This is a genomic window from Nocardia sp. NPDC004711 (assembly GCF_053601595.1).
The window spans coordinates 1-23,147 of record NZ_JBSGCB010000049.1 but is presented as its reverse complement, the minus strand read 5'-3'; the positions used below and the strand labels follow the sequence as shown (position 1 = coordinate 23,147).

Sequence of the window (23,147 nt, the reverse complement as noted above, 5' to 3'; positions counted from 1 at the left end):
ACTAGGGCTGGATCCAGGTGTCATTGAGCGCGAGGAAGCTCTCGGAGGTGAATCGGAATCCGTTGACCTGGTTCCTGATTCCGGCGTACTGCTGCCGTTCGAACAACGGGAAGGTGACCCCGTTGTCGATGAGCACGTTCTGCAGATCGGCGTAGATACCGTGGCGGCGGGTCTCGTCGGTGGTCTGCAGTGCCTGGGCGAACAGATCCCGCACCCGTGCGGCGACGGCGGGCTGCTGCGCATTGCGGGCCAGCGCCTTGGAATTGGCCAGTTGTTCGACGAGCAGGAACTGGAGTGCGCCGGGGTCGGCGCGGGTGAAATAGCCTTCGATCAGGTCGTATTGGCCGGCAGCGACGAGTCCGGCCCGTTCGGCGTCGGTGATGACCTTCAGCTGCAGATCGATGCCCGCCTTGCGCAACTGGTCCTGGAACAACTCCGCGCCCGGACTGGATGCGGTGACCAGCTCGGTCAGCGCCAGGCGCTTGCCGTCCTTGGCCCGGTACTGGTCGCCGGGCGCGATGCGCCAACCGGCGGCGTCGAGAAGGCGTCCTGCCTCCGCCGGGTCGTAGGTCAGTTTGGCGGCTTGTGAGGAGAAATACGGGGTTGTGGCATCGAAGGGGCCGCCCACCACGGGGTAGTCCGCGCCGAAAATGGTGGCAGCGTAGGTCTTCGCATCGATCGCCCGGTAGAGCGCCTGGCGGACCGCGTCGTCGGCCAGGGGGTGTCCCTCGGACGCGTTCGGGTACAGCGTGTAGGAGACTCCGGGCAGCGGACGGGACCGCAGGTAGGAGCCGGAATGGGAGATCAGCTGCCGGTCCTCGGCGCTGAACGGGTTACGTGGCCAGGCGATATCGATCTGACCGCTCACCAGATTCCCGGTGCGCACGGAATCCTCGGCGATATAGCTCGCCTCGACCTTGTCGAGATAGGCCTCGCCTTTGTTGTTGCTCAGGGCCGACGGCCAGTGGTAGCCGGTGCGCCGGCTCAGCGAAACACTTTGTGCGGGTGTGTATTTGTCCAGCACGAACAAGCCGGACCCCGCGATCTGGCCCTGGCAGCGCTGCTGCGGCGTCTTGGCGAACGAGGCGGGGGACAGCAGCGCCAGGTTGGTCGTCGACGTCGCCTGCAAGAACGAGGAATTCGGCTGCGAGAAATGGAATGTGACGGTTTTGGGGTCCACGACCTGCGTGGACTCGAGCCCGACGATATAGCTCGCGCCGTAGGCGGTGCCATTACTGGACCGCGCGAGATCGGAGAAGGCGTCGAAGTTGGTCTTCACCGCCGCGGCGTCCAGGGGCGCGCCGTCGGAAAAGGTGACTCCGTCGCGCAGGGTGAAGGTGTAGTCGCGGCCATCGGGGCTGATCTGCCAACCGGTGGCCAGCCACGGCACGATCTCGCCGGTGTCGGGGTTCTGATCGGTAAGCGAGTCCGCGAAATTCCGGATCAGCGAACGGCTTTCGATCCAATACACCTGGAACGGGTCGATGCACGGGAAGGCGGCGTTGTCCGGCCAGAACGCGATGCGCAGGGTGCCGCCGCGCACCGGGTCCTTGCCGTCACCGGAGGGACCGCCGGCCGATCCGCCACCGCCGCACGCGCTCGCGACGAGCGCCGAGGTCAGTGCGACGACCGAAGCCGTGAGCCGCCATCGGCGCGCGCGGCGAGCAGGGGACAGCGAAACAGAATGCGACATGGGGTGATTCCTCGGAGGATGGCGGAGATGAAGCGGAGGGAGCGGTCAGTGGGCAGCGGACAGCACGGCGCGGCCGGTGGTCAGCAGCGCGGAGTCTTCCTGCGGCGGATGGACTCGGACGCACAGCACATCGCGCAGGTGCCGTTCGAGCGGATGGTGACGGGTCAGCGCCGCATTGCCGAGTGCCGCCACCGCGGCCTGCACGGCCGCGATCGCCGAGCGGGCGATGACCACCTTGACCGCCGGTAGCCGCTGCTCGAGTTCAGGTTCGGTGGGGAGCCGGAGCAAGGTACCGAACAGCAGCGATTCGGCGGCGACGAGCTGCGTCTCGACCTCACCGGCCACGAACTGGATGCGCTCGGTCTCGGCGATCGGCCGACCCAGCGCCGTCGGCACCCGGGTACGGGCGAACTCGGCGAACGCGTCCCGGGCGGCGCGCGCCACTCCGACATACAGTGCGGCGTGGCCGAGGACCGCCGGATTGGCGGTGGTCGCCGGATCGCGGTAGACGCCGTCCACCAGCGGAATCTCCTGGAAGTGCGATTCCGGGACCGCGACATCGACATAGCTCACGTCGTGCGTGTTCGACGCCCGCAATCCGAGATGATCCCAGGTGTCGTGCCAGGTGATACCGTCCGCGTCCGCCGGGACCAGAAAATGGCCCACCCGCGGCGGCGTCTCGTCGGTGACGGCCCACACGATGTGGTAGGCCAGGGCCGAGCCGCCGGTGGCGAAGGTCTTGCGCCCGTTGATGACCCAGCCCGCGGGAGTTCGACGCGCCACGGTGGCCGGCAGGCCACCGCGGGCCGGGGCACCGAGCTCGGGCTCGGCGCGGATCGCGTTGAGCAGGACCGGGCCGTCCAGCGACCGGCGCACCAGCTCCGCATACACGTCGTCGGGCCAAGCGCCGGTGGCGGTCTGGAGCTGATGCGCCTGCAGATTGTTGGCGGCGATGAGCGCCACCGACGCATCGCCCGCACCGAGCGCGGCCAGGATGCGCGCCACCTCGAGGGGGTCCGATTCGGGTCCGCCGTACCGGGCCGCGACGGTGGCGGTGAGATAGCCGCCCCGGTGCGCGGCCAGTAGTCCGGCCGTGGGAATCTCGCCGCTGCGATCGTATTCCGCGGCGGTGGCGGCGACTTTCGCGGTGAGCGCGGCCAGCGCGGCGGCCGACGTATCCGGGACCGTCAGCTGCGGATATTCCGTGAGCGCTGGGCGTCGGGTCCGAACCTCGGGCATGGCAATCCTTTCCCGCACGGTGAGGCGAGTGCTGTTGTGCGCGAAGCGATTCGATTGCGTGTGCGCGACGCCATGCTATGAGTCCGGTGCCGGTGGAAAAAGAGTTCGAATCAGGGGATCGAATTAGTTCTCCGATTGCGACCGATAGGCGAAAACAGTGCTCCGTATTCGGGTCTCGGAGATCGGAAAGGTTGTCAGAATACTTTTCCGGGATTGAACAGTCCGCCCGGATCGACGGCCCGACGGATCGCCCGCTGCACCCGCAGAGCGTCGGGCCCCAGTTCACGGGCCAGCCAGTCCCGTTTCAGCAGGCCGACACCGTGCTCTCCGGTGATCGTGCCGCCCAATTCCAGTGCGGTGGAGAAGATCTCGTCGGCGGCCGCCTGCGCGCGCTCGCCGGCTCCGGGGTCGTGGGCGGGGACGACGATGATCGGATGGAGGTTGCCGTCACCCGCGTGACCGAAGGTGTGGATGCGGCTGTCGTACTCCCGGGCGATCGCGGAGATACGCCGGGCGGCTTGCGCTATGCGTGAGCGCGGCACGGCGATGTCCTCGATGAGTACGCGACCGTGCCGCTCCAATGCCGGCAGCGCTGCCCGGCGGACCGCCAGGAGATGTTCGGCGGCACCGGGATCCGCTTCGGCCGAGACGCGGGAGGTGAAGCGGGCGAAGCAGGACTCCACGACAGCGGCCTCGGCGTCCGCGCCGAAACCGTCGGTCTGCGCCACCACGAAGGCGCCCGCGTCCTGCCCCTGGTGACCCAGCAGATCCTGGGCCTCCCGCAGCGAGTCGGCATCGAGCAGCTCCAGCATGGCGGGCCGGACCCGGGCGGCCAGGACCTCGGCCGTCGCCGCGGCGGCGGTCTCCACGTCGTCGAAGTATGCCGCGATTGTCACGGTCCGGACTGGGACCGGCTGCAGGCGCACGGTCGCCGACACGATCACGCCGAGAGTGCCCTCCGAACCGGTGAACAGGCTCGTCAGATCCAGTCCCGCAACACCTTTCGCGGTCCTGCGCCCGGTGTGGAGCAGCGTGCCATCGGCCAGCACCACGCTCAGGCCCAGTACCGAATCGCCGGTCACGCCGTACTTCACGCACCGCAGGCCACCGGCGTTGGTGGCGATATTGCCGCCGATGGTCGAGATCGCGGTACTCGCCGGATCCGGTGCGTAGCGCAGTCCGATGCGACCGGCCGCGGCATCGAGGGTCGCGGCCGGCACCCCGGCCTCGACGACCGCCAGCTCATCGGTGGCCGTGAGCTCCAGAATCCGGTCCAGCCCGGAGACGTCCAGGACCAGTGTCCCGGCACCCGCGGTGGCACCGCCTGCCAGGCCCGTCCCGGCTCCCCGCACGACCACCGACAGTCCTTCCCGGGTCGCAAAGGTGACTGCGCGCTGTACGTCGGCGACATCCGCGGCTCTGATCAATACGTCGGGGTCGCCCGCGACAGCATGACCGGACCTGTCTCGCTGTGCGGTCGCCGGTATGTCCGCTCCGGTGAACACCGTGCCCGCGAACGATTCTGCCTCCGGGCGAGCCACGGTCATCTCGGCCTTCCTCCTGTCCGATGGGAACGCGCCCGGCATGACGCGGGCAAGAATCCATCATGTCCGGATGGCCTTACTCGCGGCGGTCACGAACGATCGGAATACCCGATGGGGACCCATCACCGACTAGGGATGCGGGTGGATCGGGTCCACCCAGTGCACGGTCTCCGGCGCCTCGACCGGTTCGATATCGAGGTTGACGACGACCGCCTCGCTGTCACTGCGGACCAGGACGCACTCCAGCGGCTCGTCCGTGCTGGCGTTGATCTCCTGATGCGGGACATAGGGCGGGACGAAGATGAAATCGCCCGGCTCGGCCTCGGCGACGAATTCCAGCCGCTCGCCCCACCGCATTCGGGCGCGCCCGCGGATGACGTAGATGATGCTCTCCAGCTCGCCGTGATGGTGCGCGCCGGTCTTGGCGTCCGGGTGAATCGTGACGGTTCCGGCCCAGATCCGCTGGGCGCCCACCCGGGCCGCGTCGATCGCTGCGGCGCGGTTCATGCCCGGCGTTTGCGCTGTGTTGGGGTCGAGTTGGCCGGATTTGATCACCCGGACCCCGTGTTCGCGCCACTCGGTGGCTGATCTCGAATCCTCTTGCCGCCCATGAGTTGTCATACGCCAGCTCTCCTTCTCGGTTCGATTCCACAGTAAGACCGGTCGCGGTGGTGAAGGTCGCGACACGATCGTTCAGTCTTTGGCTGCGTTCGCCGAGGGTTCGGCTCGAGATGCGGGCAATTCCTGAGAAGGGCGTGACGGAGCGAGAAGTGTTGCCGGTGGAGGCAGTTTGACAGCGGACTTGCCTCAAAGTGTGCGGTACCAGGTATCCGCGTGGGCGTCCAGATTCAGGATCGGTCAGGCTGACTTCGCGGGCCCCTGCCACCGGTACCCCGGACTCGAACGAGTCGAAGCACTACATCAATTCTCGATGGCGGGCGCAGCGTCCGGCTGGGACCTCCGCGGTCCTGACATGCGGTGGCACACTGCTGACCCGCGCGGCACGGGGCGATGCGATTCCGATTCCGCTGAGCGCAAGGATTCATCGGTGTGGCCGTGTCTGTTTCGCTGGAACGCGAGAGGAGTCATGTCATGACCATTCGCACCGATGTGCTTCGCGCCGACATCCTGATCACCGCCGAACAGCTGGCGGAACGGGTCCAGGCCGGCGAGGCGATCACCATCCTCGACGTGCGCTGGCAGCTCGATCGTCCCGACGGTCGGGCCGATCATGGCCTCGGGCACATCCCCGGCGCGGTGTATGTGGACCTCGAGGGCGAACTGTCGGATCACTCGATCTGCGGGCACGGCCGCCATCCGCTGCCGAGCGGGGCGGCGGTGCAGGCGGCGGCGCGCCGCTGGGGTCTGCGATCCGGCGTTCCGGTTGTGGTGTACGACAACTGGAATCGGGCCGGCTCGGCGCGTGCCTGGTGGGTGCTGCGTGCCGCGGGCATCCACGACGTCCGCATTCTCGATGGCGGGCTGCCGGCCTGGCGTGCGGCCGGGCTGCCGATCGCAGACGGCATCGAGAATCCGGTCCCCGGCGATGTCCGAGTCCTCCACGACGATCTCCACGATGGTGACTTGCCGACACTCACGGTCATCGAGGCCGCGGCCGTCCCCGATCGTGGGGTGCTGCTCGACGCGCGTGCCCCCGAGCGCTTCAGCGGTGCCGCCGAACCGGTCGATCCCGTCGCCGGACACATCCCCGGCGCACGCAACCTGCCCAGCGGGTCGTTGCTCGATGACGCCGGATTCTTCCGTCCCGCAGCGGAACTCGAGCAACGCTTCGGTGCGGTCGGAGCGGCAGACGCAGCGGTGGTCGGGGTGTACTGCGGGTCCGGGGTGACCGCAGCAGTCGAAATCGCGGCACTGGCCGTTCTCGGGATCGACGCCGCCCTGTTTCCGGGCTCGTGGTCCCAATGGAGTGCCAATCCGGCGCTTCCCGTTGCGGCCGGCTCGTCGACCGCTCGCGGCGACGACGATTCGCGGCCGTGAATTCGGCTGCCGTGCCGCCGCCCCTTTCGCGAATTCTGAACGAATCTCGAAGGACGGCTGGATTGTTCACCAGCGCACACATCCATCGCGCCCCGATCTGTTTCGAAGGAGTTCCTCGATGACCGGCACGCTCGATCAGTTCGACACCGGTACCCTGTTGTCCGCGCTCGGTGCGCGGGAATCCCCGATCGGCGGGTTCGGTCCACCGGCCACCGGTAGCGTGCCGGATGCTATCCGCCTGCTCGGCGGGGTTCCCGCCGACGAGGCCCTGCCTACCGCGCAGTTGGCTCGCGCCTATCGCGAGGTGCTCGAAGATCGAGCCGAATCGGCTGCGGCACTGCAGTATTCGGTGGTCAACGGCATCGAGCCGCTGCGTTCCTGGATCGGTGCGCGTGAGAAGGCCGAGCCCGCCCGTGTCCTGGTGACCAACGGGGCGTTGCACGGGTTGAGCCTGCTGTTCTCCGCGCTGCTGAATCCCGGTGACAGTGTGGCCGTCGAGCGACCCAGCTTCCCGTTGGCGGTGCGGGTGCTGGGACATCATGGCGCACAGGTGGTTACGGTGCCCAGCACCGACGGTCACCTCGATCTCGACGACCTCGCGCAGCGACTGCGGGCAGGGCTGCGGATCAAGCTGCTCTATCTCATCCCCGATTTCCAGAACCCCACCGGAACAACCCTGCCGGCGCCGGATCGGGTCCGTGTGGTCGCGTTGGCCGAGCGGTACGGATTCGTGGTGGTCTCCGACAATCCCTACCGGGATCTGCGCTTCGGCGGCGAGACCATCGAAGACCTCAGCCTCGACAGCGATCACGTCGTGCGGGTCAATACCTTTTCCAAGACGCTGGGACCGGGTCTGCGGCTGGGCTGGATCGCCGCGCCTGCCTGGCTGGTGCCGGTGCTGGCGCGCCTGCGCGGCAATGTCGATCAGCACAGCTCGCTGCTCGGCCAGACCGCCGTCTCGCGACTGCTACACACCCCCGCGGTGCTCGACGACATCCTGGTCACCGCACGCGAGATCTACCGCACCCGTGCGGCCGCACTGACCGACGCCTTGCGCGCCACCTTGGCCGACGCCGTCGAATTCACCGACCCCGATGGCGGAATCTTCTTGTGGGTCAAGGTCACCGATCCCACCGTGGATCTGGCGGCGGTGCAGACGCGAGCGCGCGCTCTGGGCACCGACTTCTCCCTGGGCCGCTACTTCGATCCGGCGGGTGCGGTGGCCTTCACCGATCATCTGCGGCTGGGCTTCAGCAACAACACCCCCGACGACCTCCGCACCGCGGTCGACCGCATCGCCGAAGCATTCACGCCGCGCTGACAGCAGGAGTTTCGAATATCATGCAAAGCAACCGATTCCGGTTGTACGACGGTCCTCATGGCCACCGCTGTATTGGCCACGGTCCTGGGCGATACGTTGCCTCGGGCAGCCACTTCCAGGCGCCGACCACGCCGGACCTCCGGTATCCGGAGGCACCCTGGAATTCGGGGTGCTGGACGCGCCAGACAATCTCGACCCGTACTCGGGCAGCTCCTATCCCGAATCGCTTATCTTGAACAACGTCACCAACAGCTCACCTACCAAAACCCCGACACCGGAGCCATCGAATCGTGGCTGGCGAAGTCCTGGGAAATCAACGATGCGCTGACCCAGTTCACCTTCCACCTGTGTGACGACGTGAGCTTCAGCGACGGAACGAAGTTCACCGCCGATTCGGTCAAGGAAGACTTCGATCTGTTCGGTCGCGGGGACAAGGGGCTGGGCATCGTGCTGGTGACCGCCTACTGTTTGGCTACACCGGCACCGCCTTATTGGATCCATCGACGGTGCGGGTGAGCTTCGACTTGCGTATCAGGGAGCTGAAGGTGCCCGGCCACAAGGAGACGGCCTCGGCCTGGTCGTGATAGCGCGCGGTGGACTGATTGGCCAAGTACCTGCACTGGCTGGCCGCCGCCGGACGCGGTGACTTCGGGCGCTCCACGCGCACCGGACCGGTGGCTGTCTCGAGCCGGCTGGCGCGTCAGCCTCACCGCCACGACCCAGTTACTGGCAGCCAATCAGCGCAAACGGGAAGCAGTCGAGAACCTCGCGAAACTCCCTGCGGAGGCGGGAATTTCGCTGATCCAGCTATCGCTAGCCTTCGCCGAGCACTCTTCCTTCACGCCGTTGTGGGTGTATTGCCATGCTGCTCCGACCCGTTCGTGAAATGGGAGCCTTGATGCAGGAAACGATGCGTGTCGAGCGCTCGCCGCGGCGATACCAGACAGCAGGCCGAACCGCACAAAATGGCTCATATTCAGCATCTTTCGTATCGCATGATTTCCGGGCGGGCTCCCCTCGCGGCCCCACCGCGCCGCGATATTTCCAGATGGAACGTCACGCCCCGATACTTCCTGGCCGTGCGTCGCGGGTCAGCAACCGGACAGAGAATTGACACGGAAAGTCACAAGACGAACAGCGCATGCTCTTGTACGGACGTTAAGCAATCTGGTTATTGATGCCTGCCCCAGATGTTTCGGCTGTGGCGCTTTTCCCGTTTGGAATGAGCGAACAGGGCGAAAATGGCGATGGCAAGCACAAACCCGATCGTGGCGCGCGCCACAGTGGCGCCGATGATTCCGCGCATGACGCCGGACGTGAGCTGGTGGGTGGTAAGCTGCACGGGGTGACCGGCTGGACGCGGGTGGCGTTTGGACCGGGCTGCCCGTTGATGAATGACTGGCCCGTCCGTGCAATGGTCAGCGGATGACCACGAAGATGGCGATGCCAAGAAGAAATGATGCCAGGGCGATGACAACGAAGGCGCGCATGACCGCGGTGTGGATCGACTCGTCAGTTCAGTACGGGCCCGGCATCTGATTGGCAGACCACTTCGCGATGACTGGTGAGAGAGCGCCCGTCCCTGCGCCCGCGAAGGCGGCCGGTATCGAGCCGACGATGAATATCGGCAGCCCGGCAAAGAATCCCATGACCGCGCCGATTCCGGCCCGCAACTCGATCGTGTTCGAAGGCAGCAGTACCGCGTTGACGCCGGGCGTCGCCGAGCCGTAGGTCACGTTCGTGAATCCGAGCCGCTTGAGTTCATCCGCAGCGACCGCACCGTTGTTGCCCACCAGATCATCAGGCACGACCAGGTCTTTCACCTGCGCTGCCGCGCTGGTTGTCGGCGGACCAGTGAGCACGTGTACCGACGTCGTAATCGGCACCGGCACAGTGATGGTGGCTGCTGTCTTCTTGTCGCCATCGCTGAGCGCGCTGCCGATAACTCCGAGGATGAACAAGCCGCTGATGACCGCCGCAACCCACACCCACATTGGCGTCTTCTTTTTGGAAGGCATCGGGCGCAGCGGTTGAGCGTAGGGCTGCTGCTGCGGGTATTGGTAGGTCACTCGGCCACCGCCGAGGTGCATGGACAGACGAGCGCAATTCGCATGGATTCCCCTGGGAGTGAATGTGTTTCGGTGACCCCCCCGACAGGAGAAGTCACGACGACAAATGTTGCACGGTCTACCAATTCTATCCAGCAACGGGTCGGCATTTGGCACATAGGGTCATGAAAAGGGCACGCACCAACGGTTTAGAATACTTCCCGTTCACTTACTGTTCATATTACCTGCCGGTTTCGGCGGCATTGTCTATGCGTGGCACGTCATGAACTGGAACAAGAAGTACTACTACTGAAAACGATTGCGAACCACCAGGTTCTCTCGCTGAATTCTCGCTGGTGGCCGCCGATTAGGGCACGCATTGCCACCTCGCGACCAGGCCCGGCGGCCATGGAAAGGCCCCCGGAGCAAGTCGTGGGACTCCAGTAGGTTTGTGGCGCAACTGATACCAGGCATTTTGCAGACCACCCGAGTATGCCTGCGCGGTCCTGGAACGGTCCGTCGCCCGGCACGGATTGACCGACGACATAGACGCCGGGGTCGCGAAACGCATGGAACGTCAGCAGTTCCTCTATCGCGGCGACCGGCGGTTTCATATCGTGCTGGCCGAGCACGCCCTGCTGACCACCATCGGCGACGACTCCGTGATGATCGGGCAGCTCGACCGCCTGCTCGTCGCGATCGGACTTCCTCGGGTTACCATCGGAGTAATCCCAGGCGTCGCTGAGATTCCGCAGCAGACAACCAATTTCGTCATGTTCAACGATCGCATGACGACCGTCGAGACCATCACGGCCGAGCTGACGATCACCCAGCCGCGCGAGATCGCGGTGTACGGAGAGACATTCGACCTGCTCGCCGGCCTGTCCCGCACCGGTGACCCCGCCCGCACACTGATCATGCCCGCGGCCGGCTGCCGACACACGGGCACTCGGTAACGGTCGTCGAGTTCGTCGTCGCCCACCTGGCGCACCGCGTCGGCGAGCCGCGCCTGTAAGCGTCGCGGGTGTGACCGCGGCTTTAGGCTATCGTGCGCCCTGGAGCTGGTCGGCGGTGCGGTTGAGTAGGTGCGCCAGCGCGCGCAGTTCGACAGCGGTCAGTTCGGTGTTGTTGCCCGCGATGTTGAGGTCGGCCCACTCTTCGAAGAACCCTTCGGCGGTGTATGCCCCTTCGATCCGGATCCGGACCATCGCTGACACCTGTGCCAGGTTCGTGCCGGAGATGGCCAGTTCCTCGGGGGCGCTGCGATGCAGTGGCTCCGCGTCGGGGTCTGCGGCGTTGAGGTAGATGTGTTCGGAACACCATCGCGGGCATGGGTTTTGAGTCATGGGCTCTATCCTGCCCAACCCGGCGTGCGGCTCAGTACTCCGGCCTGTTGCATATCTCACTTCACGACCTCCAGTCGGTGACCTTCCGCTGTCAGTTGGGAGTCGGACGACCGAGAGTATTGGGTGCACAGGCTACCTGTTTGGCTACAGTGCTCGGGTACGAGAGAGGCCCTGACCGGCTTGGTGTGCTGGTCAGAGGGTCTGATTCCCTGGTGCTCTCGGCAGGATTCGAACCTGCGGCCTTCTGCTCGGGAGCCAGGATCCGCGATGGGAAGGTCGCCAACCGGCCCATCTACGTGGCGTTGGCGGTCACCTGCGAGGTGGCCGCGAGATCCTCGGATGTTGGGCCGGCGACGGTGGTGAGGGCGCGAAGTTCTGGCTGTAGATCCTCACCGAGCTGCGCGACCGGGGCGTCGAGGACGTGTGCATGCTCGTCTGCGACGGCCTCAGAGGACTCCGCGGGGCGTTCGGGCAGGTCTGGCTGGTCGCCGGTGGTGTAGTCCTCATTTGTCGACAATGGCTGCGCCGGGATGGTCGCGGCGGTCACACACGCCATCCCGGTCACGGCCTTTGCAGACGCGCAACCTTCGAGGTCCAGGCGCAGACCTGCCGGACCGGGATGGCGGCGGGCTTCACATCGGTCAGCGGGAGTCGTGCTTCGAGCGCCGAGATGAGGTTCCGGGGAAGCCAGCCGAGCGGTGACCCGATCCTCCTCGAGGAGCATCGTCGGCTTACCCATCGGCCGCCCTCTCCGGCGGCCCTGTGTTCGCCGGAATCGACTGGGGCGGAACCCATCACCAGATCTGCATTCGCGACAGCGTCGGGAAGAAGTTGGTGCAGAACAGAATCCGCTACGACATCGATGGATTCGCTAAATCGGATGCCTTCTTCAGCTTGGCCTGGGTCAAAAGTCGCTTCAGCGGGCGTTCTGCTCCCAGTCCTTTTAAGTCCAATTTTGCTGTTGGCAGTCTCAGCAGTTGATGTCACGTGACGGCAGCCTGGGTGTCTGTCCCGTGCCGTTCGGCCAGATCTTGGCCGGCACGGTTTAAGCGGAGTCGGTGACCTTGTGTTGGAGACTGAATTGTGGCTACCTGGCAGGGCAGTTCGCGGTCGAGTCAAGGGTTTGCGTGGACGATGAGGTCGATGCCGCTGCCTCGGCGGATGGTGTTGTAGATGGGGCATGTGGCGGCGAATCGGGCGGCGAGTGCCTCGGCGATGGCTTGGCCGGTGCCGTGGATATCGATGCGCAGTGTGGTGTTGTCGTAGTGGGTGGGGTCCTGGGTTGCGCGCTGGTGGGTGGCTTGGACATGGATGGTGGCGATGGTGATGTTGTCGATGTCGGCATTGGATTGGATGTTGGCCATTGCGCAGGACGCGAGGGCAGACAGGAGTAGCTCGCCGGCTTGGATGGATTCGGCTGGCCCGAAGCGGGAGTCGCTGACGAGATGGTTGTGACGGGCGTCGAGCAGAAACCGTCCTGGCACGCCGGTGATGGTGTGCCCGGTCACTTCGACGATGTCGCTGCTCATGCACCGACCTCGCTGGTGTGGCGGATGCGGCGCTGCCATTCGGCGGGTGGGACGCGCTGCAGGCCCAGGTTGTCGCGGAGTGTGCGGCCTTCGTATTCGGTGCGGAAGAGACCGCGTTTTTGAAGTTCGGGCACGACCTGGCGGGTGAAGTCTTCGAATCCTCCGGGCTGGTAGGGCGCTTGCACCATGAAGCCGTCGCAGGCTTGCTCGGTGAACCATTGTTCGAGTCCGTCGGCGACCTCGGTTGCGGTGCCGATGAATCCGCCCTCGACGCGACCGCCGTAGCGTTTGCCCAACTCGCGCAGGGTGAGGCCTTCGCGTTCGGTCATCTCGCGGACTTCGCGGTAGTGTCCTTCGACCCCGGGGACCTCGACCTCGGGCAGGCGTTCGTCGAGGGGGAATGTGGACAGGTCGACGTCGAGGTGGTAGGCGAGGGTCGAAAGCCCGCCCAGCGGTGGCACCAGGTCGAACAGTTCCTCGAATGTCTGCTGCGCGATCGCTGATGTCGCTGCGACGACCGGGGTGATGGCGGGCAGGATCTTGATGGTGTCGGGGTCGCGGCCGTGCGCGGCGGCGCGTTGTTTGATCTCTCGGTAGAAATCCTTGGCCGAGTCGAGGGAGGCGTGACTGCAGAAGATCACATCCGACCAGCGCGCCGCGAAGTCTTTACCCTTGGCGGATGCGCCGGCTTGGATCAGGACGGGGTAGCCCTGTGGTGGACGCGCGACGTTGAGCGGTCCCTGGACGGTGAACCATGGGCCTTTGTGGTTGATGGGGTGCACCCGTTCGGGATCGGCGAACAGCGGTGCGGCGGCATCGAGGACCAGTGCGTCGTCGTCCCAGCTGTCCCAGAGTTTCGCGGTGACTTCGAGGAATTCGTCGGCGCGCTCGTATCGCTGGTCTCGCGGGAATTGCTCGTCGCGGTTGAAGTTGCGGGCTTCGGATTCCTGGAAGGAGGTGACGATGTTCCAGGCGGCGCGGCCGTCGGTGAGGTGGTCGAGAGTGGCGAGGGATCGGGCGAGGGTGAAGGGCTGGGAGTAGGTGGTGGAGACGGTCGCCGCCAATCCGAGGTGTGTGGTGACCGCGCCCATCGAGGACAGGACGTGCAGCGGGTCCAGGCGCATCGCACCGAGCGCGCCGTTGCGTAGTTGTGCGTCGGTGCTGGCGCCGAATCGGTCCGGCACGGACAGGATGTCGGCGAAGAACGCGAGATCGAAGCGTCCGTCTTCGAGAGTGCGGGCGATGTTGTGGTAGTAGCGGGCCGACAGCCAGCCGGGAACGGACGCGGGGTAGCGCCATCCGCCGGGGCGGCCCGGCCCGGCGGTGATGAAGGCGGCCAGATGCATACGGGGTGATGACATGATTGCGCTGGTCCTAGTTCGCGAGTGCCTGGGTGATCGAGGATTTGATCGAGTCGAAGCGTGAGTCGGCCAACCAGGAGGTGACGTCGACCCGGTCGGGGTAGACCCCGAGGCTGTGGAAGTTGTCGGCCAAGTCCTGGGTCGCGCGCACCGCGGCGGCGTCGACGGCGCCGAATTCGCCTGCACCGGAATATGACAGCCGCCGGGACTTCACCAAATCGAGGTATACCTGCTGTTCGAGTTCGCTGTTGCCGAACCCGCCCAGGCCGGCGAAGGCCGAGACAGCCGTGTCGGGGTTGTTGTCGATCCATCGCTGGGCGTTGCGCACGTTGCGCACCAGGGTGGCGGCGGTGTCGGGGTGGTGGAAGGCCAGGTCTTCGCTGGCGACGAAGAACGCGTAGTCATAGGTTTTGACGCCGGGTAGTGCCACAGCGTCGTGTTTGCGTTTGGCCAGTTCGATGGTGGGTTGCCAGCTGATCCAGGCGTCGACTTTGCCTTGGGCGAAGGCGGCTTCGGCGTCGGCGGCGGTGAGGTTGGCGTAGTCGATGTCGTGCAGGGTGAGACCGGCTGATTGTAGGTACTTCACCAGGCTGTAGGTGCTGGTGGTGCCGCGCTGGTCGGCGACTTTGCGGCCTTTCAGATCCGCCGCGGTCCGGATGTCGGACCCGCGCGGCACGAGGATGTCGACCTCGTTCGCGGGCAGGGGGTAGGACACGAGTGGGACGATCGGCACGCCGCCGCCGATGGCGTAGATGACGGCGGTCGCCGTGGCGAAGGAGAAGTCGACGCTGCCGGCCTTGATCGCTTCCATCACCGGCAGTGATGCGGGGAAACCCGTCGGCCACTCGACGGGTACGCCGAGGTCGCCGGCGAGATGGAAGCCACCGAGGTTGTTGCGCAGGATGGTGCCCGGTTCAGCTTTGCCGTCGCCGATCAGGGCATAACGCACCCGAGTGAGCGGACCACCGGAGGGCCGCGACGTGGTTCCGGGCGCGCAGGCGGCGACGGACAGACCCGCCAGTGCGAGAGCACCGGCGCCGGCGGCCTTGAGCAGTCCGCGACGATCGAGCGCCCGAAACGGTGCAGGGACGTGGGAGGACATGAGGGGGTAAACCCTTTCGGAGCTAGGGGTAGGTGAGTGCGGCGTCGGTCTGCAGCAGTCCGTCGAGTAGTTCTTCTTTCCAGATGGCCAGCTGCGGATCGCTGCGGTGCCGCGGCCGCGGCTGTGGAATGTGCAGGTCGCGGGTGATGCCGTGTGTGGTGAGGACGAGCACGCGGTCGGACAGTGTCAGTGCTTCTTCCACGTCGTGGGTGACGAGCAGGACCGTGCGGGGCCCTTCGGCGAGTACCTGTTCGAGCAGCCGCTGCATGGCGACTCGTGTGATCGCGTCGAGGGCGCCGAACGGCTCGTCGAGCAACAGCACATGCGGCCGGTGCAGCAACGCCCGGGCGAGCGCCACCCGCTGCCGTTGACCGCCGGAAAGTTCTGCCGGCCAGTCCTTGTCACGCCCGGCCAGTCCGACGGCGCGCAGCAGCTCGGCGGCTCGGCCTCGCTGACCGCGGGTACCGAGCTCGACATTGGCGAGGACCGACCACCACGGCAACAGTCGGTCTTCCTGGAACATCATCCGGCAGACCAGCGCGTCGGCGGAGGTGCCGACCGGTTCGACCGAGCCGGTTGTCGGTATCTCCAGACCCGCGAGGATGCGCAGCAGCGTCGACTTACCGACGCCGCTGGGACCGAGAAAGGACACGAATTCGCCGGGCGCGATATGCAGGTCGATGTCGTGCAGGACGATGTTGCCGCCGTATCGGTGGCCCAAGCCGACCAGGTCGAGTCCGACGAGTGCGGGCGTGGTCATCAACGGTCTCCGATCCGGAAGTGTGGGTTCCAGCGCAGTACCCGTGCTTCGATGAGTCGGGTGATCTGGTCGGCGAGCAGCCCCGCGGCGGCGTAGAGCAAGATGGCGAGCACGATCCGGTCGTTGCGCAGCATTTCGCGGCCGTTCTGCGCCAGAAAGCCGATGCCCTCGCTGGTAGCGATGGTCTCGGCGACGACCAGGGTGAGCCAGGCGACGCCGAGGGAATAGCGGATGCCGGTAAGGATCATCGGCATGGCGCCGGGAACGATGATGTCGCGGATCTGTGCGCCCCGGCCGAGGCCGTAGGATTGGCCCAGCTGGACGAGTTTGGGATCAACGGTGCGAATACCGGCGACGGTGTTGAGGTATACCGGGAAGATCACGCCGAGGCAGACCAGCACGATTTTCGGCAACTCACCGATGCCGAAGAAGGCGATCAGCAGCGGGACCAACGCCAGATGCGGCAGCGCCCGCACCATTTGCAGGGTGCGGTCCACCAAGCCCTCAGCGATCTTGGACAAGCCGACGGCGAATCCCAGCACGAGCCCGATCGTCGCGCCGATCGTGTATCCGATCAGGATGCGGCGCAGGCTCACGACCAGGTGGTGCTGCAGCTCACCGCTCGCCCACAACAGACGTGCGGTAGCGAGCACCTTCGTGGGCGGCGGCAGGATCGACGGTGAGATCACCCCAGTTGAGGATGCCCACTGCCAGCCGCTCACCACCAGGACCGGCACAACCCATGGCAGCAGCACGACGGGCCGCACGCGCCGCCGCCGTGGAACCGGTAACGGGGGGGCGTGCGCTGGCGGGATGGTGGGACGCAATGTCTGTTCGGTGTCAGGCATGGGTGTCGCCCGGTCGAGCGGAACGGATGTGCATGGCTCCTCCTAATGCGGACGGGAGGCAGCCTAGAAGTCAGTGCACACTAGTGTCTGCATTTGTATACACATGGATTCGAATCCTTTGCTCGGAAGCTTCGGCTCTGGTAAGGCTTGCGTCGTGGCATGTAATGCTTGCCGGAGAGGGGACCGTGGTGGATCGAGAGTCACATGCGTACAAGCAACTACGCGAGCGCATCACCGCAGGCGACTATGCGCCCGGTACGATGCTGGTTCCCGCGACGGTCGGGGCAGAATTGGGACTGTCGCGAACACCGGTGCGCGAGGCCATGCAGCGACTCGAGTACGAGGGCTTGGTCGTTCAGGCGTCGCGTGGATACCGGGTACGCGAACGGACCGCCGAAGAGGTACTCGAGATCTGCGAGGCGCGCATCGCCCTCGAATCGGCGATCGCTTGCTCGGCGGCGAGCCGCCGTACCGAACTGGACCTCGCCCGCCTTACGAGGCTGTTCGAGCAGGCCGTTGACTCGACCGATCCCGTCACGAGTTTGGCGTTGCACAACGAATGGCACATCGCCCTGCGCAGCGCGGCACACAACCACACCATCGCCGAACTGATGGACCGGCTCGATGCTCAGCTACGTGTCTACGACGCAAAAGAATCGCGGGCCGAATCGAATCTGCAGCAGATCGAGACCGAGCACCGCGATATTCTCGCCGCAGTCCAGACCGGCGACGCCGCGAGCGCTCGTGTGCTGATGATCGCCCACCAGTCCCGTACCCGAGACCTGCGGATTGCGGCGATGGCGAAACGCTGAGCCAGCCGCGCGGCCGACCTACAGGCGGCCTTCGCCGATGCCGCCGGCCGCATCCGTCTGGCAGGTGTGCGTGGACTCCACCATCGTGCGGGCCCATCAGCACGCCGCCGGCGCGCACCGTGACGGCGGAACGCACGCGCAACCACCGGGTGGATACGTCGGCGAGCCTGCCGATCACGGTCTGGGCCGGTCGCGGGGCGGATGGACGACCAAACTGTATCTGGCCCGCGAGCAGGGCTGTCGGACGCTGTCGAGGCTGCTGACCGGTGGCCAGGCTGGTGACAGTCCGCAGTGCGGTGCGGTGCTCGCCGAGATTCGGATTCCGCGGCCGGGAGCCGGGCGGGCGCGCCTGCGCCCTGATCGGGTGCTGGCCGACAAGGCGTATTCCTCGCGCGCGAACCGGGACTACCTGCGTCGGCGTGGGATCAAAGCCACTCTCCCGGTCCCGGGCCGACCAAGCCGGCATCGCCGCAACCATGGCTCGGCGGGCGGGCGGCCACCTGTCTTCGACCCGTGATCTACCGCGAGCGCCAACGCTGTCGAGCGAGGCATCAACCCGCTCGAGCCCAACCGGCCCTTGGCAACCAGGTTCGACTATGAAGATGATCGTGTGCCGCCTCGGGTAATGGGATGACCCGCGATTCGACTGGCCCTTGGGCGCCTCGAGTCTGATCTGTCGACCATCATCCCGGGCGGTGTTTGCTGTCGCCGGACCGGGCCGGGCGTGTCCCGATAGGGACCTTGCCGCGAACAAGCACCGTCACAGTCCTGACTGCCCAGGCCTCGTCCGGCGCCGGCCAACTCAGTCCCGAACCGATCAGGACATTTCCGCCAAGACATGCCGGTAACCGCAGCTGCATCAGTTTCGGGCATCTTCGAGCACCACGGTCTGAGAGTCGATGCTTCAGTGTGGCCCGCAATTTGTGTTCACTCGTTTGCTGGGGTGTCGAGTACGCGGAGTACCCACTGGTCTTTGCCGCTAGTTTTGGCGTGGTAGAGCGCGCGGTCGGCGGCGTCGAGCAGGGCCGTGGCCGGGGTGTGGGCCGTGGTTGTCACGGCCCCGATGCTGGCCGAGATCCGTAGTTCGTGCTCGCCGATGATGATTGGGGTGGCCAGTGCGGACAGCAGCCGGTCGGCAATGGCGGTGACGCGAGGTTCGTCAGCGGGGGGTGCGACGAGGACGACGAATTCGTCGCCTCCGATGCGGGCGATCGTGTCCTGGTCGTCGGGCAGGCTGTCGCGCAGGCGGGTTGCGACGGCGATGAGGAGTTGGTCGCCGATTCCGTGACCGTGGCGGTCGTTGATCTGTTTGAATCCGTCGAGATCGACGAAACACAGTCCTACTCGATGGCTGTCGGTGGCTGTAGCGGTGAGCTCCTCGATCTGTTCGAGGAGGTGGCGGCGGTTGGGTAGGCCGGTGAGCATATCGTGGCGCGCTTGCCGGTGCAGTTCGGCTTGCAGCCGGTGTTGCTCGGTCACGTCCTGTCCGACCGCGAGGAGATAGTCGGCCTGCCCATTGGATCCTTTCACGTAGGTGATGGCGAACGATGCCCATCCGGTGCTGCCGTTGGTGCGGATGAATCGCTTCTCCAGTTTCGTGGTGCCTTCGCGCGCCGCAACCAGGGTGCCGAAGATCAGTGTGCGGATTTCGTCGCGGTCGTCGGGGTGGGCGAACCGGAAGACCGAGGTCCCGCGCAGTGTTTCGACCGGGACGCCGATCATGGCGGCCAGGCCGGGGTTGGCATCGAGGACAGTGCCCGTGGTGTCGGCGATGGCGATCGCGATCGCGGCGTTGTCGAAGACGATCCGGAACCGTTCCTCGCCTGCGCGGGACGCCTGCTGCTCAGGCACTCGTTCGGGTCCGGGGTATTGCTCCGCGTCGTCGGCCATAGTCAGCCGGCGTCGGGAAGTGTGGTCGATGAAATCGGGCCGGTTATCAGCTGTTGGTGGAATTGCCCGAGGTGGTCGATCGCGGCGCGGGCATCCGAGAGCAGATCCGCGCCAAGGTGGTGGACATGCGGGGCACGGTCCCAGATCTGCAGCAGCGTCGGTACCCGGGCTTCGGCGCAGCGGCGGGCCAGCATCTGCGAGTCGGGTAGCAGGCATTCGGTGGAGCCGACCTGGATCAGGACCGGTGGCAGGCCGGTGAAATCACTGTTGACCGGTGACCAAGCAGGGTCGAGTTCGCTGTCAGCGGCGAAGCCCCGGCGTGCGATGACCTCCAGAGCCTGGGCCGGAATGTAGGAATCGCGATGCCGATTCGGGTGTGCGTCGCGCACGGTCGAGTCCAGGTCGGCCCACGGTGCGATCGCGGAGATGCCGCCGGGCATCGGCAGCCCGCGCTCACGAGTCGCCAGCGCGAGCCGGAAAGCGAGCCCGCCGCCGGCCGAGTCACCGGAGACGATGATGCGCTCGGCCGCGAAGCCCTGCTGCAGCAGATACCGATACGATTCGACCGCGTCGTCGAGCGTGTCGGTCAGATGCGCCTTGGGCAACTGCCGGTAATCGACACTGAACGCCGGCATCGCGCTGGCCTGCGCGATTTTGGCGACCATACGCCGGTGGGTGTTCAACCCGCCGCAGATGAACCCGCCGCCATGGAAATACAGCAATGCCGAGTCCTGCCGTTGCTGCGGGTCGCGATCGTCGTGCCACAGCCATTCCGCCCGGAACTTCTCGAATCGCACCATCCGGCGCTTGGTGCCCTTCGGAGCAGCCAGCGCCGCGGCCGCAAGATCGAGCAAGCCGCCGAGCCACGCCAGGTGCTCGAACCGACCATGGTCGGCAACACGGGTCAATGCCGCCAACCCGAGCCCGACTGTGCCACGCAGCAGCGGATGGGCGATTCTGGTGCCGAGACTGGCCCGGTACGACCGCTGGATCCTCAGTGCTGACGCTGTAATCTGCAGGTCGGGCTCAGCCGAACACGACTTGCATTCAGCCCGGACACCAACGCCGGCCGAGCGCTGGGCACTCCTCGAACAGCATTGGATGGGTGCACGACCCCGGTTTTCTGCATGTCGCAACGTCGATCCTTCAGCAGCACGACCTACAAATGACACGGGCCAATCCTCAACGAGTGGAGGCACGCGCACAGCGGCCGACCTACCACAGGCATACCTGTATCGGTCCAAACCGACAGTCGTTGAGTTCCTGATTTCCCGGGCTGCTCCCCGCTCGCTGAATCCGTCCTGGACCAGGGCCACCTGTGGCGTCGCCGACGAATCCTCCATCGAACTGACGTCATCGGTGCCGAGTGACCTGCGTTTGGACCGACGTTCCTTCACTGCGGATCAAGCTCAGCAGGAGTGGGTTGGCGCTTGCGGCAGTGCGGGACCTGCGGGAACTGGCGATCGAGGACGAGACCGCCGATTTCGAAACCGATGTGCTGTCAGGCTTGATGGTCGCGCGGCCATCGGCCGGCTGGTCGACTCGACCATGCGCAAACGGTGGATCAGCAAGCGGGGCGGCTTCGGTGTCGATATCGGGGTCGACGGGGGTGGCCTGGTCGACACGCCTTTCCGTGACAGCACCTGGCGAGTGGCACCGTTTTGAACTTGTCAATCTGTACCCCGTGGGGGCTTGTTGTGGTGTTGTCGAGTTGTCTATCGTCGCGAACCGGAAGGCTCCAGGCATGCGACGTTCGTTCACCGACGAATTCCTGTCCTGCGAGGTGTTTCATTTCCTGACCGAGGGGCAGGTCCTTGCCGAGGATTGACGCATCGAGTACAACGGTTGCCGGCCACACGGATCGCTGGGTTTCCTTACCCCCCAACGCATTCCGGCAGCAATGGTCACTCACCGAGTTCGAGCAACGGCTACAACTCGCATAGCCGGTGGACCCGCCGTCGGGGCCCAGTGACCTCCGCTCGGCCATCGTCAAGCATTGGATACGCCGCCGCGACGGCGGTCTGCGGGCCCCTTCGGTCTGCGCGAGGAGCCGCCGCCCGTGCTGCAGCACCATCCCGAGGGTTCGAGCGATTGCGCTGAATAAATCGCCGGTCCGCCACCGACGCCACAGCTCGTCCTGACGAGCGGGCCCATATCTCGTAGTCCTGCACCGAAACCTCCACGCTGACATGATCATCCACGTGGGCATCGGTCCCTTGAGCCCAAGATCGTTTTCCGAACCGAGCATGGGCTCGGTGAATCAGTGCTCGGTGAATCAGTGGGGGAGGCGGCTCTGGTGTCGATGTTGGTCGGGGTCGACGGGGCGTGGTCGACACGCCTGTCTGTGGCGAGGCTGCTCGGCCGGTGTCACCGTTTAGACTTGCCAAGCGGTATCACGTGCGGGTTTGTTGCTGTGTTGTCGAGTTGCCTATCGTCGCGAACCGGAAGGCTCCAGGCATGCGACGTTCGTTCACCGGCGCTGCGGCCGCTGCGGTTGTGGTAAGTCTGGCCGGGCTGGGCCTGTGGGCCGGTGGCGCCGGGCTCGGCCGTGCCCAGCCGCCGGGCGGGGATGTCTCTGGTGGGGGAGTTCATTTGACGGCGTCGGTCGACAGCATCGGGGTGAACCCGCCTGGTGAGCGGACACCGAGCTTCCTCATGACGTTCTCGCATGCCGCGCAGATGTCGGGCGATTACTCGGTGACCGTGGACGGTGGCCAGATCAGGTCCGGTCAGGCGGTTGCGGGATTCATCCTCGGTTGCGGGATCAGTGTGGCCGGCGGCGTCGACGTCGATGTCGATGGCAGTCAACGGCTGCTCGGCAGTATTTCCCCTTCGGTCAGCCCGCCCAGTTCTGCGGTCGGCCCGCCGAGTGTGAGTCTCGGGCCTGCTGTCCGCGGGATTCTGGGCGTGGGCGAAGGCGTGTTCGGGAACTTGGGACCCGGCCACGTCACTATCGCGAGAACCGAGACGGCCCGCCTGGATGCGGCCACGGCGTTCCCGCGTCGCATCGCGTTCGACAATGCCGCGCTCAATGTCGCCCAGTGCGCCTCGCCGGTGTCGGCGGTCCCTTTCGTCACCGCCACGGTGAGCACCGCGCAGGGGCTGGCGCAGACCACGGCCTATGGCGACCAGTTCACCTTCTGAAACGGCGGCCCAGGTTTCGAGCACTGGTCATCGGTTGGCGGCCGGGTGCGGGCATCCGCACCGGTCGGATCGGGTCGCTGCTTGCCGCAGTCCGGACTTCGCGGGTGTGGGCCGGAAGTGCCGGGACCGGTTTCATTCGTGTGATGTGGGCGAAGCTGGAGACGAGACTGGCTGCGCTGCAACGTGATACGCCTGCGGTCGTCGGCGTTGCGGCGACCGCAGGCGTTGTCTGGGTGGAGCTCGTGCTGGTGGGAGAGGTAGTCTTCGCCGAGCCGACCAGCGCGGGCATCTGTGTCACCCGGCATGGCGTGGGCTGCGAGACATCGACCCGGCCGAGGTCGAGCTCCGATCGTCGTGGCCAGCGGTCACGGTGGGCTCACCGTCGGGCCGGCGTTGGCACGAGGGCCGAGGTTGGTTGGGTCTTTGACTCGTTCACGGCTGGGTCAGGGTTGTGGATTGTCGGGGTGTGGGGGTCGTCGCCGGACTGTTGCAGGCAGTCCGGCGACGAGTAC

General features: G+C 65.8%; 23 protein-coding genes and 1 pseudogene. 10 read left to right on the top strand and 14 right to left on the bottom strand.

The annotated features are described in order from the left end of the window. Position 1 precedes the first annotated feature (1 nt). From ACWEKS_RS36935 to ACWEKS_RS36920, 4 genes are all read right to left on the bottom strand, one after another. Positions 2–1,693 (bottom strand): ABC transporter substrate-binding protein, encoded by a 1,692-nt coding sequence (locus tag ACWEKS_RS36935; RefSeq protein ID WP_452344395.1) that lies wholly within the window; start codon positions 1,691–1,693, stop codon positions 2–4. Between the two features lie 45 nt (positions 1,694–1,738). Beyond that, complete coding sequence (locus ACWEKS_RS36930) at positions 1,739–2,932, bottom strand: acyl-CoA dehydrogenase family protein (protein WP_452344394.1); 1,194 nt, start codon at positions 2,930–2,932, stop codon at positions 1,739–1,741. Positions 2,933–3,126: 194 nt separating this feature from the next. Next, positions 3,127–4,479, bottom strand: coding sequence for an FAD-binding oxidoreductase (locus tag ACWEKS_RS36925; protein ID WP_452344393.1), 1,353 nt, complete (start codon positions 4,477–4,479; stop codon positions 3,127–3,129). A 126-nt stretch (positions 4,480–4,605) separates the two neighbouring features. Then, a complete protein-coding gene (locus ACWEKS_RS36920) occupies positions 4,606–5,097 on the bottom strand; it encodes a cupin domain-containing protein (protein ID WP_452344392.1) in 492 nt (163 codons plus the stop codon). A gap of 471 nt (positions 5,098–5,568) precedes the next feature. On the opposite strand from ACWEKS_RS36920, the gene ACWEKS_RS36915 reads away from it, so the two are divergent. The 3 genes from ACWEKS_RS36915 (at position 5,569) to ACWEKS_RS36905 (ending at position 8,311) form a co-directional block, all read left to right on the top strand. After that, on the top strand, positions 5,569–6,474 hold the full coding sequence (locus ACWEKS_RS36915) for a sulfurtransferase (RefSeq protein WP_452344391.1): 906 nt from the start codon (positions 5,569–5,571) through the stop codon (positions 6,472–6,474). Between the two features lie 118 nt (positions 6,475–6,592). Next, a complete protein-coding gene (locus ACWEKS_RS36910; protein ID WP_452344390.1) occupies positions 6,593–7,795 on the top strand; it encodes an aminotransferase-like domain-containing protein in 1,203 nt (400 codons plus the stop codon). A 57-nt stretch (positions 7,796–7,852) separates the two neighbouring features. After that, on the top strand, positions 7,853–8,311 hold the full coding sequence (locus tag ACWEKS_RS36905; RefSeq protein WP_452344389.1) for an ABC transporter substrate-binding protein: 459 nt from the start codon (positions 7,853–7,855) through the stop codon (positions 8,309–8,311). Between the two features lie 655 nt (positions 8,312–8,966). Here ACWEKS_RS36905 and ACWEKS_RS36900 read toward each other — a convergent pair. After that, the gene (locus tag ACWEKS_RS36900; protein ID WP_452344388.1) at positions 8,967–9,137 is read right to left on the bottom strand and encodes a hypothetical protein; all 171 of its coding nucleotides are present in this window, start codon (positions 9,135–9,137) and stop codon (positions 8,967–8,969) included. Between the two features lie 175 nt (positions 9,138–9,312). Further along, a complete protein-coding gene (locus tag ACWEKS_RS36895; protein WP_452344387.1) occupies positions 9,313–9,864 on the bottom strand; it encodes a hypothetical protein in 552 nt (183 codons plus the stop codon). A 512-nt stretch (positions 9,865–10,376) separates the two neighbouring features. On the opposite strand from ACWEKS_RS36895, the gene ACWEKS_RS36890 reads away from it, so the two are divergent. Beyond that, positions 10,377–10,799 carry a Scr1 family TA system antitoxin-like transcriptional regulator gene (locus ACWEKS_RS36890; RefSeq protein WP_452344386.1) on the top strand — a complete coding sequence of 141 codons (423 nt, stop codon included), beginning with the start codon at positions 10,377–10,379 and terminating at the stop codon, positions 10,797–10,799. An 87-nt stretch (positions 10,800–10,886) separates the two neighbouring features. Here the strand turns inward: ACWEKS_RS36890 and ACWEKS_RS36885 are convergent, their stop codons facing one another. After that, the gene (locus tag ACWEKS_RS36885; protein WP_452344385.1) at positions 10,887–11,189 is read right to left on the bottom strand and encodes a DUF6907 domain-containing protein; all 303 of its coding nucleotides are present in this window, start codon (positions 11,187–11,189) and stop codon (positions 10,887–10,889) included. A 257-nt stretch (positions 11,190–11,446) separates the two neighbouring features. On the opposite strand from ACWEKS_RS36885, the pseudogene ACWEKS_RS36880 reads away from it, so the two are divergent. Then, a pseudogene (locus tag ACWEKS_RS36880) lies at positions 11,447–11,670 on the top strand (transposase); the annotation flags it as partial. A gap of 634 nt (positions 11,671–12,304) precedes the next feature. Here the strand turns inward: ACWEKS_RS36880 and ACWEKS_RS36875 are convergent. Genes ACWEKS_RS36875 through ACWEKS_RS36855 form a run of 5 tightly spaced genes read right to left on the bottom strand, consistent with a single transcriptional unit; the run spans position 12,305 to position 16,708 of the window. Further along, positions 12,305–12,718: an OsmC family protein gene (locus ACWEKS_RS36875; protein ID WP_452344384.1), complete on the bottom strand. Its 414-nt coding sequence runs from the start codon at positions 12,716–12,718 to the stop codon at positions 12,305–12,307. Continuing rightward, the gene (locus ACWEKS_RS36870) at positions 12,715–14,079 is read right to left on the bottom strand and encodes an LLM class flavin-dependent oxidoreductase (protein ID WP_452344383.1); all 1,365 of its coding nucleotides are present in this window, start codon (positions 14,077–14,079) and stop codon (positions 12,715–12,717) included. The genes ACWEKS_RS36875 and ACWEKS_RS36870 overlap by 4 nt, the downstream gene beginning before the upstream one ends. Positions 14,080–14,092: 13 nt before the next feature. After that, complete coding sequence (locus ACWEKS_RS36865) at positions 14,093–15,181, bottom strand: NrtA/SsuA/CpmA family ABC transporter substrate-binding protein (RefSeq protein ID WP_452344382.1); 1,089 nt, start codon at positions 15,179–15,181, stop codon at positions 14,093–14,095. Positions 15,182–15,203: 22 nt separating this feature from the next. Next, complete coding sequence (locus ACWEKS_RS36860) at positions 15,204–15,941, bottom strand: ABC transporter ATP-binding protein (RefSeq protein WP_452344381.1); 738 nt, start codon at positions 15,939–15,941, stop codon at positions 15,204–15,206. Then, positions 15,941–16,708: an ABC transporter permease gene (locus ACWEKS_RS36855; protein WP_452344380.1), complete on the bottom strand. Its 768-nt coding sequence runs from the start codon at positions 16,706–16,708 to the stop codon at positions 15,941–15,943. Before ACWEKS_RS36855 ends, ACWEKS_RS36860 begins: the two co-directional genes overlap by 1 nt. A gap of 269 nt (positions 16,709–16,977) precedes the next feature. Here ACWEKS_RS36855 and ACWEKS_RS36850 point away from each other — a divergent pair, with 269 nt between their 5' ends. Both ACWEKS_RS36850 and ACWEKS_RS36845 read left to right on the top strand, forming a co-directional pair. Continuing rightward, complete coding sequence (locus tag ACWEKS_RS36850; protein ID WP_452344379.1) at positions 16,978–17,601, top strand: GntR family transcriptional regulator; 624 nt, start codon at positions 16,978–16,980, stop codon at positions 17,599–17,601. Between the two features lie 37 nt (positions 17,602–17,638). Then, positions 17,639–18,118 carry a transposase gene (locus ACWEKS_RS36845; RefSeq protein WP_452344378.1) on the top strand — a complete coding sequence of 160 codons (480 nt, stop codon included), beginning with the start codon at positions 17,639–17,641 and terminating at the stop codon, positions 18,116–18,118. Positions 18,119–18,528: 410 nt separating this feature from the next. Here ACWEKS_RS36845 and ACWEKS_RS36840 read toward each other — a convergent pair whose 3' ends face one another. Next, positions 18,529–19,452 (bottom strand): diguanylate cyclase domain-containing protein, encoded by a 924-nt coding sequence (locus ACWEKS_RS36840; protein ID WP_452344377.1) that lies wholly within the window; start codon positions 19,450–19,452, stop codon positions 18,529–18,531. 41 nt (positions 19,453–19,493) lie between these two features. After that, positions 19,494–20,834 (bottom strand): alpha/beta hydrolase, encoded by a 1,341-nt coding sequence (locus tag ACWEKS_RS36835; protein WP_452344376.1) that lies wholly within the window; start codon positions 20,832–20,834, stop codon positions 19,494–19,496. Positions 20,835–20,914: 80 nt separating this feature from the next. Here ACWEKS_RS36835 and ACWEKS_RS36830 point away from each other — a divergent pair, with 80 nt between their 5' ends. The 3 genes from ACWEKS_RS36830 to ACWEKS_RS36820 all read left to right on the top strand — a co-directional run. Next, positions 20,915–21,319, top strand: a complete 405-nt coding sequence (locus ACWEKS_RS36830) for a hypothetical protein (RefSeq protein ID WP_452344375.1) — start codon at positions 20,915–20,917, stop codon at positions 21,317–21,319. A gap of 629 nt (positions 21,320–21,948) precedes the next feature. After that, entirely contained in the window at positions 21,949–22,635 is a 687-nt protein-coding gene (locus ACWEKS_RS36825; protein ID WP_452344374.1) for an MspA family porin, read from the top strand. Then, positions 22,533–23,147, top strand: a 615-nt coding sequence (locus ACWEKS_RS36820; RefSeq protein WP_452344373.1) for an ATP dependent DNA ligase, incomplete at its 3' end; no start/stop codon positions are given. The genes ACWEKS_RS36825 and ACWEKS_RS36820, both read left to right, overlap by 103 nt.